The 14,227-nt window shown below is 67.7% G+C and carries 10 protein-coding genes; 6 read left to right on the top strand and 4 right to left on the bottom strand.

Features of this window, described 5'->3' with window-relative positions; all coding sequences use genetic code 11:
• Positions 1 to 31 precede the first annotated feature (31 nt).
• Positions 32 to 970, bottom strand: a complete 939-nt coding sequence (gene miaA / locus PBT88_RS12480; protein ID WP_270079249.1) for a tRNA (adenosine(37)-N6)-dimethylallyltransferase MiaA — start codon at positions 968 to 970, stop codon at positions 32 to 34.
• Here miaA and serB point away from each other — a divergent pair.
• Complete coding sequence (gene serB, locus PBT88_RS12475; protein ID WP_270075670.1) at positions 969 to 1,856, top strand: phosphoserine phosphatase SerB; 888 nt, start codon at positions 969 to 971, stop codon at positions 1,854 to 1,856. The genes miaA and serB overlap by 2 nt on opposite strands.
• 30 nt (positions 1,857 to 1,886) lie before the next feature.
• On the opposite strand, the gene PBT88_RS12470 is transcribed toward serB, so the two are convergent.
• Both PBT88_RS12470 and PBT88_RS12465 read right to left on the bottom strand, forming a co-directional pair.
• Complete coding sequence (locus PBT88_RS12470; RefSeq protein WP_270075669.1) at positions 1,887 to 2,711, bottom strand: heavy metal-binding domain-containing protein; 825 nt, start codon at positions 2,709 to 2,711, stop codon at positions 1,887 to 1,889.
• A complete protein-coding gene (locus PBT88_RS12465) occupies positions 2,711 to 3,691 on the bottom strand; it encodes a heavy metal-binding domain-containing protein (protein WP_270075668.1) in 981 nt (326 codons plus the stop codon). Before PBT88_RS12465 ends, PBT88_RS12470 begins: the two co-directional genes overlap by 1 nt.
• Positions 3,692 to 3,800: 109 nt before the next feature.
• Between PBT88_RS12465 and PBT88_RS12460 the strand changes: the two genes are divergently transcribed.
• The 3 genes from PBT88_RS12460 to PBT88_RS12450 all read left to right on the top strand — a co-directional run bounded on the left by PBT88_RS12460 (position 3,801) and on the right by PBT88_RS12450 (position 9,498).
• Positions 3,801 to 4,856 carry a LacI family DNA-binding transcriptional regulator gene (locus PBT88_RS12460; RefSeq protein WP_270075667.1) on the top strand — a complete coding sequence of 352 codons (1,056 nt, stop codon included), beginning with the start codon at positions 3,801 to 3,803 and terminating at the stop codon, positions 4,854 to 4,856.
• 172 nt (positions 4,857 to 5,028) lie between these two features.
• Positions 5,029 to 6,621 carry a DUF5597 domain-containing protein gene (locus PBT88_RS12455; protein WP_270075666.1) on the top strand — a complete coding sequence of 531 codons (1,593 nt, stop codon included), beginning with the start codon at positions 5,029 to 5,031 and terminating at the stop codon, positions 6,619 to 6,621.
• 18 nt (positions 6,622 to 6,639) lie between these two features.
• The gene (locus PBT88_RS12450; RefSeq protein WP_270075665.1) at positions 6,640 to 9,498 is read left to right on the top strand and encodes a TIM-barrel domain-containing protein; all 2,859 of its coding nucleotides are present in this window, start codon (positions 6,640 to 6,642) and stop codon (positions 9,496 to 9,498) included.
• 154 nt (positions 9,499 to 9,652) lie between these two features.
• Here PBT88_RS12450 and PBT88_RS12445 read toward each other — a convergent pair whose 3' ends face one another.
• A complete protein-coding gene (locus PBT88_RS12445) occupies positions 9,653 to 11,281 on the bottom strand; it encodes an alpha-L-fucosidase (RefSeq protein WP_270075664.1) in 1,629 nt (542 codons plus the stop codon).
• 120 nt (positions 11,282 to 11,401) lie between these two features.
• On the opposite strand from PBT88_RS12445, the gene PBT88_RS12440 reads away from it, so the two are divergent.
• Both PBT88_RS12440 and PBT88_RS12435 read left to right on the top strand, forming a co-directional pair.
• Complete coding sequence (locus PBT88_RS12440; protein WP_270075663.1) at positions 11,402 to 12,619, top strand: MFS transporter; 1,218 nt, start codon at positions 11,402 to 11,404, stop codon at positions 12,617 to 12,619.
• Between the two features lie 33 nt (positions 12,620 to 12,652).
• Positions 12,653 to 14,173, top strand: a complete 1,521-nt coding sequence (locus tag PBT88_RS12435; RefSeq protein ID WP_270075662.1) for a fumarate hydratase — start codon at positions 12,653 to 12,655, stop codon at positions 14,171 to 14,173.
• Positions 14,174 to 14,227 lie beyond the last annotated feature (54 nt).

The raw sequence follows: 14,227 nt of genomic DNA, 5'->3' as shown, positions 1-14,227 counted from the left end.
GCACGGGAGGGGCGCAGCTACCGGTAACAAACTAGCGTGTCAACACGATATCTGGAAATAATCTGTCTATCTGGACATCTTGGGAGTCATAAAATTGCAAGATGCGGGGCCAGTTGTCGGGGGGCTGGTGGCGAAACCATGTTCGCTGGCGCTTGGCATATTGGCGGCTGGCGGCCTGGGCGCGCGCCACCATGGCGTCACGGTCGCCTTCACCGGCCCGCCACGCGGCGATATCCGGCACGCCGATCGCGCGCATCGCCGGCAGCATCGGATCGAGCCCGCGGGCGAGCAGCGCATCGGCCTCCGCGATCCCGCCTTGCTCCAGCATCGCGAGGAAGCGGGCATCGATCCGGGCCGCGAGCCACAGGCTGTCCGGCACCAGCAGCAGCGGCGAGAGCCGGACATGGGCGGCGATCCCCCCCGCCTTCTCCTGTTGCCATTCGGCAAGTGGCCTGCCGGTCGATCGGATCACCTCCAGCGCGCGGGCGACGCGGGTGGTGTCGCTCGGGCGCAGGCGCTCGGCGGCCGTGCGGTCTTCGCGGACGAGCGCGGCATAGGCATCGGCGGTCGCCAGCGCGCGGACCTCGGCGCGCACCGCCGGGGCGATCTCGGGCACCGGCGCGATGCCGTCGAGCAGGGTGCGGATATAGAGGCCGGTGCCGCCGACCAAGATCGGGGTGCCGCCCGCCGCATGGATCTCGGCGATCGCGGCCTTGGCCTCGCTCGCCCAGGCGGCGGCGTTGTGGGCGATCGCGGCATCGACATGGCCAAATAATCGGTGCGGGGCGCGTGCCTCCTCCGCCGCCGAGGGACGGGCAGAGAGGATGCGGAGATCGGCATAGACCTGGCTGGCATCGGCGTTGACGATGGTGCCGCCGATGCGTTCGGCGAGCGCGAGCGCGAGAGCGCTCTTGCCGCTCGCGGTCGGCCCTGCGATGAGCGCCAGCGGCGGCAGATCGGGAGAAAGCATGTTCACGGCGACGCTGATAGCAGCGGGAAAGCTCAAGCGCGGCGATATTTCGAGCGGCATCGATGCGCTCGATCAGGCGGGCTGTCGTCCGGCGCAGGGCGCATGGGTCGACGAGGGCGACGCCGCCGACCTGATCTTCGCTGCCGATCCGCAGGCGGCGCGGGCCGCGCTGGAGGCGCTGGCGCGGGCGAGTGGCTTCGACGTGATCGTCCAGCCATCCGATGCGCGCGAGAAGACGCTGCTCGTCGCCGACATGGATTCGACCATGATCACCGTCGAGTGCATCGACGAGCTGGCCGATTATGCCGGGATCAAGGCGCAGATCGCCGCAGTCACCGAGGCGGCGATGCGCGGCGAGCTCGATTTCGCCGAGGCGCTCGACGCGCGCGTCGCGCTGCTGCGCGATCTGGACGCATCGGCGATCGATCGCTGCCGGGCGGAGCGGGTGACGATCATGCCGGGCGCCAAGGCGCTGGTCCGCACGATGAAGGCACGCGGCGCCCGTGCCGTGCTGGTGTCGGGCGGGTTCACCGTGTTCGCCGATCCGGTCGCCGCCGAGATCGGCTTCGACGTTGCCATCGCCAACCGGCTGGGGATCGCCGACGGCAAGCTCGACGGGCTGGTCGCGCGGCCGATCGTCGACGCGGCGACCAAGCGCACCACGATCGAGGCGGAGCGGGTGGCACTCGGGCTGGAGACGATCGCGACGATGGCGGTCGGCGACGGCGCCAACGACATCCCGATGATCCAGGCGGCGGGGCTCGGCGTCGCCTACCATGCCAAGCCGAGGACGGCGGCGGCGGCGGCGGCGCGCGTCGATCATGGCGATCTGACCGCCCTGCTGTGGGCGCAGGGCTATGCCCGCAAGGATTGGGTGACGGAATAAGGGCGGCGATCGTCCGAGGGGATGCGCCGCTCAGCTGTTGACCGAGAGCACCAGCCTGGGATCGGGAATGTCGTCCGCCTCATGGCCCTCGATCGGCAGCACGGCGGTGCCGATCGCGAAGAATTCGATGACATGCGGCGACCAGTTGTGGCTGCCCTCGTGGAGATCGGCGCCGACGACGCCCTCGGCGCCGGCCTGGCTGGCCTCGGTCTGCATCCGCTCCATCGCGATCTCGCGCGCCTCGTAGAGGGCGAGGCTGAAATTGGTCAGCTCGACATTCTGGCCGATGCTGCCGAGCGCCGCGATCGGGCCGCGCCGCGCGACATGATAGACGCAGCTGCCCATCACCATCTCGAGCGGGCGATAGCCGGCGGCGAGGAGGGTCCAGAAATCCTGCCCCGACAGCGCCGAGGTGAAGGGCTGGCCGTTCGGCCCCTTGAAGCCCTGATGCCCCTTGGCGTGGACGACGCCGGTGCCGATCGCGACGAATTCGAGCACCTTCGTGTCCCATTCGAGGCGCTTCACGGTCAGCCGCACGCCGACGATGCCGTCCGCGCCCATCTGCGCCGCCTCCAGCCGCATCCGCTCCATCGCCAGCGCGCGCGCCTCGTACATCGCGGTGGAGAGCACATCCAATTCCATGTTCGAGCCCCAGGCGGCGAACTGGAAGCCGAGATGATAGATGCACGAGCCGACGCACAGCCCGACCGGCTCGAACCCGGCCTTGCGCACCAGCAGGAACTCGTTGACCGAGAAATCCGAGGTGAAGATGCCGTCAGGATGGCCGGCGCGGCGCAGCCCCGCGAGGCGGGCGAGCGCATGCTCGGGGATATCCTGTCCGTGCGCGTCGGCCATCAGATGCTGCCTTCCTGTTCTTGGGCGTCGGTATCGTAGACGGCGTGGCGGACCTCGCCGGTGCGCTTCAAGGGGCTGAGCCCGTCGCGCATGTCGATGACCGGTTCGACGTCGTGGGGCACGCCGGCGCCGCGCGGGGTGTCGACCACGGTGCCGACGACGATGTGGCGGCCGAGATAGGCGGGCGGCTGCTTATCCTGCTCGCGCCGCAGGATCTGGCCGAAATGGGTGTGGGCGAGCACGCCATTGCCCATCGTCGCGGCGTTGCTGCGCAGCGCGGCATGGGCATCGCGGCGGATGCCCTCCCAGAACTGGCCGAGTTCGGTGAGCGGCTGGTTGCCGGCGAACAGGCCGGTCTGCCATTGGGTGGTCTGGCCGCCCCAGCTGTTCGCGCTCCAGCCGTTGGAACCGCCCCAGCCATTGCCGTTCACGTTGCCGAGCCAGTCGTAGCGCGCGCCGACCGCGATGCCGACCGGCACGATCCCCATCTCGAGCAGCCGCACGAATTCGAGCGCGGGCACGGTCGCGACGACCGGATCGGGGCTGGCGGGCAGCCCCTCCACGCGGATCGCGGTGCCGATCAGGGTGAAGTCCATGCTCGGCCCGACGCTGTGGCGCAGCGTCCGCATCCGCACGTCCACCACCGCATTGGCGCCGGCGGCGTGGGCCTCGCGCTTGATCCGGTTGAGCGCGTGGTGCCAGCCTTCCTCATGCCCCTCGGTCCAGCTCCAGCCATAATGGAACCAGCAGGTGCCCGAGACGGTGGCGATCGGCTTCACGCCGTGGCTCTTGGCGAGCAGCAGTTCGGCCGGCGTCATCGTCGCCACCCAGGGCTGCCTGCCGATCGCGGCATTCTGCAGCCGCTCGGTGACGAAGGCGGGCAGGGTCTGCCGGTCGAGCGCCTCTTCCCAGGCACGGGCACGGGCCTCATGATCCTCGGTGGTGCGGGTTTTCAACGGCTCACGCGAGAATAACGCCATCAGCCGACTCCATCGGGGCACGGCAAATGCTAGCGACGCATGACCGGCCTGTCAGCCCCGCCAGTCAGCCCGTAGGCAGGGCGCTTGGATTTGCGTAGACAGGGGCCAGATGACCACCACGCGCCGATCCTCCCGCAAGCAGGGCACCGCCCCCACCATCGCCGATGTCGCGCGGATCGCGGGGGTTTCCCCGATGACCGTCTCGCGCGTGATCAACGGCGAAACCAATGTCCGCGACGCGACCCGCGAGGCGGTGAACGCGGCGATCAGCGAGCTGGACTATGCGCCCAACCCGGCGGCGCGCAGCCTCGCTGGTGCCAACCAGATCCGCATCGGCCTGCTCTACAGCAACCCGTCCGCCGCCTATCTCAGCGAGTTCCTGGTCGGCGGGCTGGAGCAGGCGAGCCGGGCCGACGTGCAACTGGTCATCCACAAATGCGATGTCGACGGGCATGAGGTGGAGGCCGCGCGGCATCTGGTGGCGAGCGGCGTGGACGGCGTGATCCTGCCGCCGCCGCTGTGCGACGCCGCCGACGTGATCGCGGTGCTGGCGGCCGCGGCGACGCCGGTGGTGGTGGTGGCGAGCGGGGCACCGGCCGAACGGGTCAGCGCGGTCAGTATCGACGATCATCGCGCCGCGTTCGAGATGGCGCGGCACATCGCCGGGCTCGGGCATCGCCGGATCGGCTTCATCGTCGGCAATCCGAACCAGACGGCCAGCGCGCAGCGCCTGAACGGCTTCCGCGATGCGCTGGCGCAGGCCGGGCTGGCGGCCGACGAGGCGCTGATCCGGCAGGGGCTGTTCACCTATCGATCCGGGCTGGAGGCGGCCGAGGCGCTGCTCGATCTCGCCGACGCGCCGACGGCGATCTTCGCCAGCAACGACGACATGGCGGCCGCGGTGGTCGCGGTCGCGCACCGGCGCGGGCTGGATGTGCCGCGCGATCTCACCGTCTGCGGTTTCGACGACACCGCGCTGGCGACGACGATCTGGCCGGAACTGACCACCATCCATCAGCCGATCGCCGACATGTCGCGCGAGGCGGTCGATCTGCTCGTCCGCGAGATCCGCTCCAAGCGGAACCGGCGGGTGGAGGACAGGCGTCATCTGGTGCTCGATCATGCGCTGGTGCGCCGGCAGTCGGATGGGGCGCCGCGCGGCTGATCGCGCGACCGGACGAATGCGGCTTGACGCGGTTGCGCCGACGCCGGATTGTAGCGCTACCATATAGAAGTGAAATAGAAGCGGAACGAATAAGGGGAAGGCGCGGACAGCGCGTCGCCCGTCGTTCCGCCAGGGAGGATTGAGCGGAATGCGATCGAAGTGGCAGGCTGGAATGCTGGGCGCGGCCCTCCTGGCAGCGGGTTCCGCGCCGGCGATGGCCGGGGAACTCCCGCGCATCGTCAACCAGCCGGGGCATCAGGCGCTGATCGTCGACGGCGCCCCCTATCTGATGCTCGGCGCGCAGGTGAACAATTCGAGCGCGTGGCCGGCGATGCTGCCCAAGGTCTGGCCGATGATCGAGCAGCTGCACGCCAATACGGTGGAGGTGCCGATCGCCTGGGAGCAGATCGAGCCTGTCGAGGGCCAGTTCGATTTCTCCTTCCTCGATACGCTGCTGGCACAGGCCCGCACGCACCAGGTCCATCTGGTGCTGCTGTGGTTCGGCACCTGGAAGAACACCGCGCCGGGCTATGCCCCGGCCTGGGTCAAGCTCGACAATAAGCGCTTTCCGCGGATGATCGATGAGAAGGGGGAGACGGTCTACGCGCTGTCGCCCTTCGCCAAGACCACGCTCGATGCGGATCGCAAGGCGTTCGTCGCGCTGATGACGCATCTGAAGGCGGCCGATCCGGACAACACCGTGATCATGATGCAGGTCGAGAACGAGACCGGCACCTATGGCACCGTGCGCGATCATTCGCCGGCGGCGGACAAGGCTTTCGCCGCGCCGGCACCCGCCGCGCTGGTCAGGCGGATGGGCGGCAAGCCGGGGCCATGGGCGCAGGCGTTCGGCAAGGATGCCGACGAATATTTCCACGCCTGGGCGATCGCCAGCTATGTCGATGCGGTGGCGAAGGCGGGCAAGGCGGTGAAGCCGCTGCCGATGTACGCCAATGCCGCGCTGTCCGATGCGTTCAAGCCGCAGGATCCCAAGACCTATGCGGCGGGCGGCCCGACCCATCATGTGATCGACGTGTGGAAGGTCGCGGCGCCCTCGATCGACGTGCTCGGGCCGGACATCTACAAGTCCGATTTCGCGACCTACATGAAATATCTCGAGCTCTACGGCCGCGCGGACAATCCGCTGTTCGTGCCGGAAACCGGCAATGCCAAGGATTATGCCCGCTTCTTCTTCCCGGTGGTGGGCCGTCATGGCATCGGCTTCTCGCCGTTCGGCATGGATTCGACCGGCTTCGTCAACTTCCCGCTCGGCGCGGCCAAGCTCGATGCCGAGACGGTCGACGCCTTCGCCGCCAACTACCGGCTGTTCCGCCCGATGGAGCGGGTCTGGGCCAAGCTTGCTTACGAGGGCAAGACCTGGGGCGTCGCCGAGCCGACCGATCCTGCCGCCAACCACATGCAGATGCTCGAATTGGGCCGCTGGAAGGCGACCCTCGGCTTCGGCCAGGGCCAGTTCGGCACCGATGCGCCCAAGGGCAATGCCGAGCCTTCGGGGGGCGTTGCCATCGCGGAACTCTCGCCGAACGAATATCTCGTCACCGGCTATCATGCCCGCGTCACCTTCGATCTCGCGGCTGCGAAGCCCGGCGAGCACATGATCCTCGATCGCGTCGAGGAAGGCCATTATGACGCGCAGGGCCAGTGGGTGTTCGATCGCCTGTGGAACGGCGACCAGACCGATTTCGGACTCAACTTCACGTCGGCCCCGCAGGTGCTTAAGGTCCGGCTCGCCACCTATCGCTGATCCCCGGAGCCGCCCCCAATGTCCCTTCGCCTCGTCTCGGCGCTCGCTCTGGCGGGAAGCCTGGCCGCGCAAGCCCATGCCGGCACCTATGCGCGCACCGCCAACGGCATCGTGGTGTCGCCGGACAGCGGGGCGAAGGCGGTGCGCCTCCAGGTCTATGGCGATCAGATCGTCCGCGTGACCGAGGTGCCGACCGCCAATTTCGATCTGCCGGCGAGCCTGATGGTGACGGCCAAGCCGGCCGGCGACAATTATGCGGTATCGGTGCGCGACGGCCATGTCATCCTGACCACGGCCAAGCTCACCGCCGATGTCAGCCTGTCCGACGGCGAGGTCAGCTTCCACGATGCCACCGGGCGGCTGACGCTGGCCGAAAGCGGCCCGGCGCGCTTCTCTCCGGCGACCGCGGAGGACGAACCCTTCCTGGCGGTCGCCCAGCAATGGAATCGCGGCACCGACGAGGGGCTCTACGGCCTCGGCCAGCACCAGAACCGGCAGATGAACTATAATGGCGAGGACGTCGAACTCGCCCAGCACAATATGGACATCGCCGTGCCCTTCCTCGTCTCGACGAAGAATTACGGCATATTGTGGGACAATAATGCGATCACCCGCTTCGGCGATCCCAAGGCCTATACGCTGGTCGGCTATGACGACCTGAAGGTCACCGGCGTGGGCGGCCAGCCCGGCTTCACCGCCCATTATTATCTCAACGGCAAGCGGGTGGTGACCCAGCAGGAAGCCACCATCAACTATCAATATATCGAGGATCAGGCGAAGTGGCCGGCCGCCGCCAGGTCCAGGACGGTGGCGGCGAGCGGGGGCCAGAACACCGCCGGCAACGCGACCCAGAAGCAGAGCGTGATGTGGAGCGCGGACCTGACCGCGACCACCGCCGGCCTCCACAAGTTCCGGCTCTATGCGTCGAGCTATGTGAAGGTCTATGCCAACGGCAAGCTGCTGGTCGATCAGTGGCGCCAGAACTGGAACCCCTGGTATCGCAATTTCGATCTGCCGATGAAGGCGGGCGAACCCGTCTCGATCCGTGTCGAGTGGGAGCCCAATGCCGGCTATATCGGTCTGCTCCACAATGATCCGCGGCCCGATGCCGATACCCATTCGATCGGCTTCGCCTCCGAGATCGGCCATTCGGTCGATTATTATTATGTCGGCGGGCAGGATATGGACGGGGTGATCGCCGGCTATCGCCAGTTGACCGGCAAGGCGATCATGCTGCCCGAATGGGCCTATGGCTTCTGGCAGAGCCGCCAGCGCTACACGTCGCAGACCGAGATTCTCGATGCGCTGGGCGGCTATCGCAAGCGCGGCCTGCCGCTCGACAATATCGTGGAGGACTGGTTCTACTGGCGCGAGGATGATTGGGGCAGCCACAAATTCGATCCCACGCGCTTCCCCGATCCCAAGGGGATGATCGACACGATCCACGGCGAAAACGCCCATTTCATGATCTCGATCTGGCCGAAATTCTATCCGACCACCGACAATTACAAGGAATTGGCGGCGGCCGGCGCCGTCTACACGCGCAATCTGGAAGCGCACGCCAAGGACTGGGTCGGCAAGGGCTATGAGAATACCGATTATGATCCCTACAACCCGCGGGGCCGGGCGATCTACTGGCGGCAGGTGAAGGACAATCTCGCCGCGCTCGGCGTCGATGCGTGGTGGATGGACGCGTCCGAGCCCGACATGCACTCCAACATCTCGATCGGCGAGCGCGCCTATCGGATGGGGCCGACCGCGCTTGGGCCGGGTGCCGCCTTCTTCAACAGCTTCCCGCTGGTCCATGCCGAGGGCGTCGCGCAGGGCTGGCACGAGGACAAGCCGGATACCCGCTCCTTCATCCTCACCCGCTCGGGCTTCGCCGGCCTGCAGCGGACGGGGGCGGCGGTGTGGTCGGGCGACGTCGCGGCGCGGTGGGACGACCTGCGCAACCAGATCTCCGCAGGCGTCAACCTCTCAATGTCGGGCCTGCCCAACTGGACGCACGACATTGGCGGCTTCGCGGTGGAGGATCGCTATGCCAGCCAGCGCAAGAAGGACGTGCCCGAATGGCGCGAGCTGAACCTGCGCTGGTTCCAGTTCGGCGCCTTCTCGCCGCTGTTCCGCAGCCACGGCGAGTTCCCCTATCGCGAAATCTGGAACATCGCGCCGGAAGGCTCGGACATCTACAAGGCCTTGGTTTATTACGATAAGCTCCGTTACCGCCTGATGCCCTATATCTACACGCTGGCGGCTGACACCTATGCGCAGGACGGCACGATCATGCGCGGGCTGGTGATGGACTTCCCGGCCGATCGCCATGTGTGGGCTATCGACGACCAATATCTGTTCGGCCATGCGCTGATGGTCGCGCCGGTGACGGCGTTCAAGGCGCGGAGCCGCGCCGTCTATCTGCCGGCGGGCAGCGGCTGGTACGATCTCGCCACCGGCGGCTTCCAGCAGGGCGGGCAGACGGTGGAGGCGGCGGCACCGCTCGACCAGATTCCGGTATTCGTCCGCGCCGGTGCGATCCTGCCGACCGGGCCGGACATCCAGTGGACCCGCCAGAAGCCGGACGCCCCGTTGACGCTGACCGTCTATGCCGGCGCGGACGGGGCCTTCTCGCTCTACGAGGATGACGGGGTGAGCCTGCAATATCAGACCGGGGCGTTCGCACGCGTGCCCCTCCGCTGGGACGACAAGAGCGCCACGCTGACCATCGGCGCGCGCCAGGGCAGCTATCCGGGGATGCCGGCGAGCCGCGAGTTCCGCATCCGCTGGATCGGCCCCAACGCCCCGCGCGCGCTCGACCTCGACGACAAGCCCGATGCCACCGTCACCTATACGGGCGCGGAGATGGTGGTGAAGCGCCGCTAGGGCGTTTCGATATCCCCACTCTCCGTTCGCCCTGAGCCTGTCGAAGGGCCGTCCTTCCTCTTTGTGTGCGAAGAAGGACAGTGCTTCGACAGGCTCAGCACGAACGGATTTGCGAAGCAGGGTGACCTGACCGCGCTCCGCACGCCGTCACGCGTCAGGCCAGCCCGCGCCCCTCGATCCGCAGCCCCGGCACGAACTGGCCGGGCCGGGCCGGGGGCAGGGTCACGCGCAGGGCGTCGTCATCCTGGACGAACGCCACCGTGTCGCCGCCATTGAGCGTCACCCGCTCGATCGTGCCGCCGCCGGTCGCGCGCCTGCCGAGGCAGGCGATCCGCGCCTCGCCGTCCGGCCAATCGAGCAGGAACAGGTTGAGCCCGCCGCCGCCCGCCGTGATGCGGACGTCCTGCGCGGTATAGGGCTTCATTGCGGCCTCGCTCTGCATCCCCGTCGGCGGCACGTTGGGGCCTTCGCCGAACATCCGCCACGGGCGCGTGCCGTAGATGCCGCCGCCATTGGCGGCGAACCAGCCGGCGAGATCGGCCAGGATCTGCATCTCGTCTTCGTCATGGGTGCCATCGGCCTTGAGCGGCACCGAGAGCAGCAGGCTGCCATTCTTGGACACCACGTCGCACAGCCGCTGCACGACCTGCTTGGCGCTCTTGTAGCCATGGCGCTCGGCCAGCGGGCGATCGTAGAACCAGCTGCCGATGCAGGTGTCGGTCTGCCAGGGATGGGGGCGGATATCGGCGGCGAAGCCACGCTCGACATCCTCGACGATGCCGTAGCGCTGATAGGGCGAGAGCTGCTTGCCGGTCATCACCACATCGGGCGTGCCATGCCATGCGATCGCGCGGTTGTAATAATCGGCGGCGGCCTCGATCCCGGCCTGGCCCAGCGGCAGGCCATAATCGTCGAAATAGACCAGGTCCGGCCGATATTTGGCGACCAGATCCGTCTGGCGGGCCAGCCATTGCGCCGCATAGGCGCGGCCGCGCGGTCCCGGCGGCGCCCATTCCATCCACACGCCGTCGCGCGCGGCGTGCCAGTCGTTCATCGCCTTGATCGCGCGGATGCCGTCCGGCGGCGCGTAATAGGGGCCGTTATACAGCTCCTGCGGGTCGAGCCCCTCCCACCATGTCCCGATGCCGTCCTGCTTGCGGAGACGATAGGCGTCGTAGCGCTGGCCGCGCATCGGCCCTTCGGCATCATAGCCATAAGCGGTCTGCCACCAGTGCCAGCTGTGCGAGCTGTGGTTGGAGACGCCGAACTTCAGCCCGGCGCCGCGCGCCGCCTTCTCCCAGGTGCCGACGATATCGCGCTTCGGGCCTACTCGAAGGGTGTTCCAGCTATGGTGGGCGCTGTCGAAGGTATCGAGATTGTCGTGATGGCAGGCCAGCGCGGTGAAATAGCGGGCGCCCGCTTTCTGGTAGAGGCCGATCAGCGTCTCCGGCTCCCAATGCTCCGCCTTCCAGAGATTCTCGATCTCCAGGAAGCCGGTGCGGCTGGGATGACCATAATGTTCGAGATGGTGGGCGTAGAAGGGATCGCCCTGCACATACATCAGGCGGCCGTACCAGTCGCCGAAGGCCGGCACCGCCTGCGCGCCCCAATGCGCCCAGATGCCGAACTTGGCGTCGCGGAACCAGTCGGGGGTGCGCCACGCGCCGGCGAGCGAGGTCCAGTCCGCCTGCACCGGGCCGGCCGCCGGGCCGATGGCGCGCGCGGCCCCGGCGCCCAGCAGCGCAGCCCCGCCCACACCCAGAAGATGTCGCCTCGTCAGCATCCCGTCATCCCGTCCCACATGTTTGTGATAGCGTTACCAGCACTCTCACCCTGTTGCCAGAGCAGGGGTCGCACTTCGGCGCGTGACCGCCTATGTGCGGTGCAACATAGGGAAGGCGCGATGGACGATCTCAGACCAGTAGCAGGGCCGCGCGCCGCATCCGGCGGCATCACCCCGGCCGTCACCATCGCCTGTGCGGTGGCGTGCGGCGTGATCGTCGCCAATCTCTATTACGCCCAGCCGCTGATCGCGCTGATCGCGCCCGAACTGCATCTCGGCGCCAATATCGGCGGCCTGATCGTGACGCTGACGATGTTCGGCTATGCGGCGGGCTTGCTGCTGATCGTGCCGCTCGCCGATCGGATCGAAAACCGCCGGCTGATCCTCGCGACCATCGCGGCGACCGCGCTGGCGCTGGCGGGGCTGGCCGCGGCACCCTCCGCGGTCGCCTTCCTGATCGCGGCGATGCTGGTTGGTTTCTGTTCGTCCGGCTGCCAGATCGTGGTGCCCTTCGCCGCCGCGCTCGCGCCCCACGAGACGCGCGGGGCGACGATCGGCAATGTGATGTCGGGTCTGCTGGCCGGGATCATGCTGTCGCGCCCGGTCGCCAGCCTGATCGCGGAGGTCGCCGGGTGGCGGGCCGTGTTCGGCGTATCGGCGGTGCTGATGGTGGTGCTCGGCCTGTGGCTGGCGCGCGCGCTGCCCGAACGGCGCCCGACCAGCGGCCAGGGTTATGGCCATATCCTGCGGTCGATGGGGCATATCCTGCTGCGGGAACGCAAGCTCCAGCGCCGTGCGGCCTATCAGGGCTTCGTCTTCGCGATCTTCAACATCTTCTGGACATCGGCGCCGCTGCTGCTCGCCGATCGCTTCGGTTTCCACCAGACCGGCATCGCGCTGTTCGCGCTGGCCGGCGCGGCGGGCGCGCTGACCGCGCCGATCGCCGGGCGGCTGGGCGACAAGGGCTATATCCGGCTCGGCACCGCCGCCGCCCTGCTGACCATCACCGTCTCCTGCCTGCTCGCCGGATGGAGCGGTGCGATCCATTCGCTGGCGCTGCTGGTGGTGTTCGCGCTGACCCTCGATGGCGCGACGCAGATCAACCAGGTGCTCGGCCAGCGGGTGATCTTCTCGCTGCCGGGCGAGGATCGCGGGCGGGTCAACGCCGTCTACATGACGATCCTGTTCGTGCTCGGCGCCAGCGGATCGGCGATCGCCACGCTCGCCTATCACGCGGCGGGCTGGTGGGGCGCGATGGGCGCGGGGGCGGTGCTGGGCAGCGTTGTCACGTTGCTGTTCGCTACCGAATGGCTGGAACGACGCGGCCAAGCCCACTAAGGCGGCGTCAAACCTTGCAAGTGGGACGAGTCTATGACGACCATCATCCGCGAAGCCGATCTGATCGATAGCGTTGCCGACGCCCTCCAGTTCATCTCCTACTATCACCCGATGGACTATATCCGCGCGCTCGGCGCGGCCTATCAGGCCGAGCAATCGCCCGCCGCCAAGGACGCGATCGCGCAGATCCTGACCAATTCGCGGATGTGCGCGGAGGGGCATCGCCCGATCTGCCAGGATACCGGCATCGTCACCGTGTTGGTCAAATGGGGCCAGCAATGCCAGCTGGATTCGGACCGCTCGCTTCAGGAGGTCGTCGATGAGGGCGTCCGCCGCGCCTATCTCCACCCGGAGAACCGGCTGCGCGCCTCGATCCTGCGCGATCCCGCCTTCGGCCGGATCAACACCAAGGACAACACGCCGTCGGTGCTGCATGTCGAGATGGTGCCCGGCCATCATGTCGACGTGCAGGTCGCGGCCAAGGGCGGCGGCTCCGAGAACAAGTCCAAGTTCAAGATGCTCAACCCGTCCGACTCGATCGTCGACTGGGTGCTCGAGATGCTGCCGCAGATGGGCGCCGGCTGGTGCCCGCCCGGCATGCTCGGCATCGGCATCGGCGGCACCGCCGAGAAGGCGGTGATCATGGCCAAGGAATCGCTGATGGGCGATATCGACATGGCGCAGCTCAAGGAGCGCGGCCCGCAGACCGATATCGAGAGGCTCCGCGTCGAGATCTTCGACAAGGTCAACGCGCTCGGCATCGGCGCGCAGGGGCTGGGCGGCCTCTCGACCATCCTCGACGTCAAGATCATGGACTGGCCGACCCACGCCGCCTCCAAGCCGATCGCGATGATCCCCAATTGCGCCGCGACCCGCCACGCCCATTTCCATCTCGACGGCTCCGGCCCGGCCTATCTGCCGACGCCGGATCTCAACGAGTGGCCGGACGTCGAGTGGAAGCCCTCGAAGGAATCGATCCGCGTCGATCTCGACACGCTGACCCCGGAAGTGGTGGCGAGCTGGCAGCCGGGCGATCGCCTGCTGCTCAACGGCAAGATGCTCACCGGCCGCGACGCCGCGCACAAGCGCATCGCCGACATGCTCGCCAAGGGCGAGGAGCTGCCGGTCGCCTTCAAGGGCCGGGTGATCTATTATGTCGGCCCGGTCGATCCGGTGCGGGACGAGGTGGTCGGCCCGGCCGGCCCGACCACTGCCACCCGCATGGACAAGTTCACCAAGATGATGCTCGATCAGGGCCTGCTGGCGATGGTCGGCAAGGCGGAGCGCGGCCCGGCGGCGATCGCCGCGATCAAGGAGGCGAAGTCGGCCTATCTGATGGCGGTGGGCGGCGCCGCCTATCTGGTCAGCCGGGCGATCAAGGCGAGCAAGGTCGTCGGCTTCGCCGATCTCGGCATGGAGGCGATCTACGAGTTCGAGGTGAAGGACATGCCCGTCACCGTCGCCGTCGATGCCGAAGGCACCAGCGTCCACAACACCGGCCCGCTGGTGTGGCGCGAGAAGATCCGCAAGGAAGGCCTGCTCGAAACCGCCTGAACGGCTCCAGCGGACACCGGCAATCCCGCCGGTGTCCCGCATTGGAATGGTTTC

The organism is Sphingomonas abietis (assembly GCF_027625475.1).
GTDB lineage: Bacteria > Pseudomonadota > Alphaproteobacteria > Sphingomonadales > Sphingomonadaceae > Solisphingomonas > Solisphingomonas abietis.
Note: the sequence above shows the minus strand (reverse complement) of the source record. Positions and strands in the feature narration are given on the sequence as shown.

Excerpts from the sequence above, each read along its gene's own strand:
- PBT88_RS12470 (WP_270075669.1), bottom strand. The coding sequence starts at position 2,711 with ATGGCCGACGCGCACGGACAGGATATCCCCGAGCATGCGCTCGCCCGC.
- serB (WP_270075670.1), top strand. The coding sequence starts at position 969 with ATGTTCACGGCGACGCTGATAGCAGCGGGAAAGCTCAAGCGCGGCGAT.
- PBT88_RS12455 (WP_270075666.1), top strand. The coding sequence starts at position 5,029 with ATGCTGGGCGCGGCCCTCCTGGCAGCGGGTTCCGCGCCGGCGATGGCC.
- PBT88_RS12435 (WP_270075662.1), top strand. The coding sequence starts at position 12,653 with ATGACGACCATCATCCGCGAAGCCGATCTGATCGATAGCGTTGCCGAC.
- PBT88_RS12460 (WP_270075667.1), top strand. The coding sequence starts at position 3,801 with ATGACCACCACGCGCCGATCCTCCCGCAAGCAGGGCACCGCCCCCACC.
- PBT88_RS12465 (WP_270075668.1), bottom strand. The coding sequence starts at position 3,691 with ATGGCGTTATTCTCGCGTGAGCCGTTGAAAACCCGCACCACCGAGGAT.
- PBT88_RS12440 (WP_270075663.1), top strand. The coding sequence starts at position 11,402 with ATGGACGATCTCAGACCAGTAGCAGGGCCGCGCGCCGCATCCGGCGGC.
- PBT88_RS12450 (WP_270075665.1), top strand. The coding sequence starts at position 6,640 with ATGTCCCTTCGCCTCGTCTCGGCGCTCGCTCTGGCGGGAAGCCTGGCC.
- miaA (WP_270079249.1), bottom strand. The coding sequence starts at position 970 with ATGCTTTCTCCCGATCTGCCGCCGCTGGCGCTCATCGCAGGGCCGACC.
- PBT88_RS12445 (WP_270075664.1), bottom strand. The coding sequence starts at position 11,281 with ATGCTGACGAGGCGACATCTTCTGGGTGTGGGCGGGGCTGCGCTGCTG.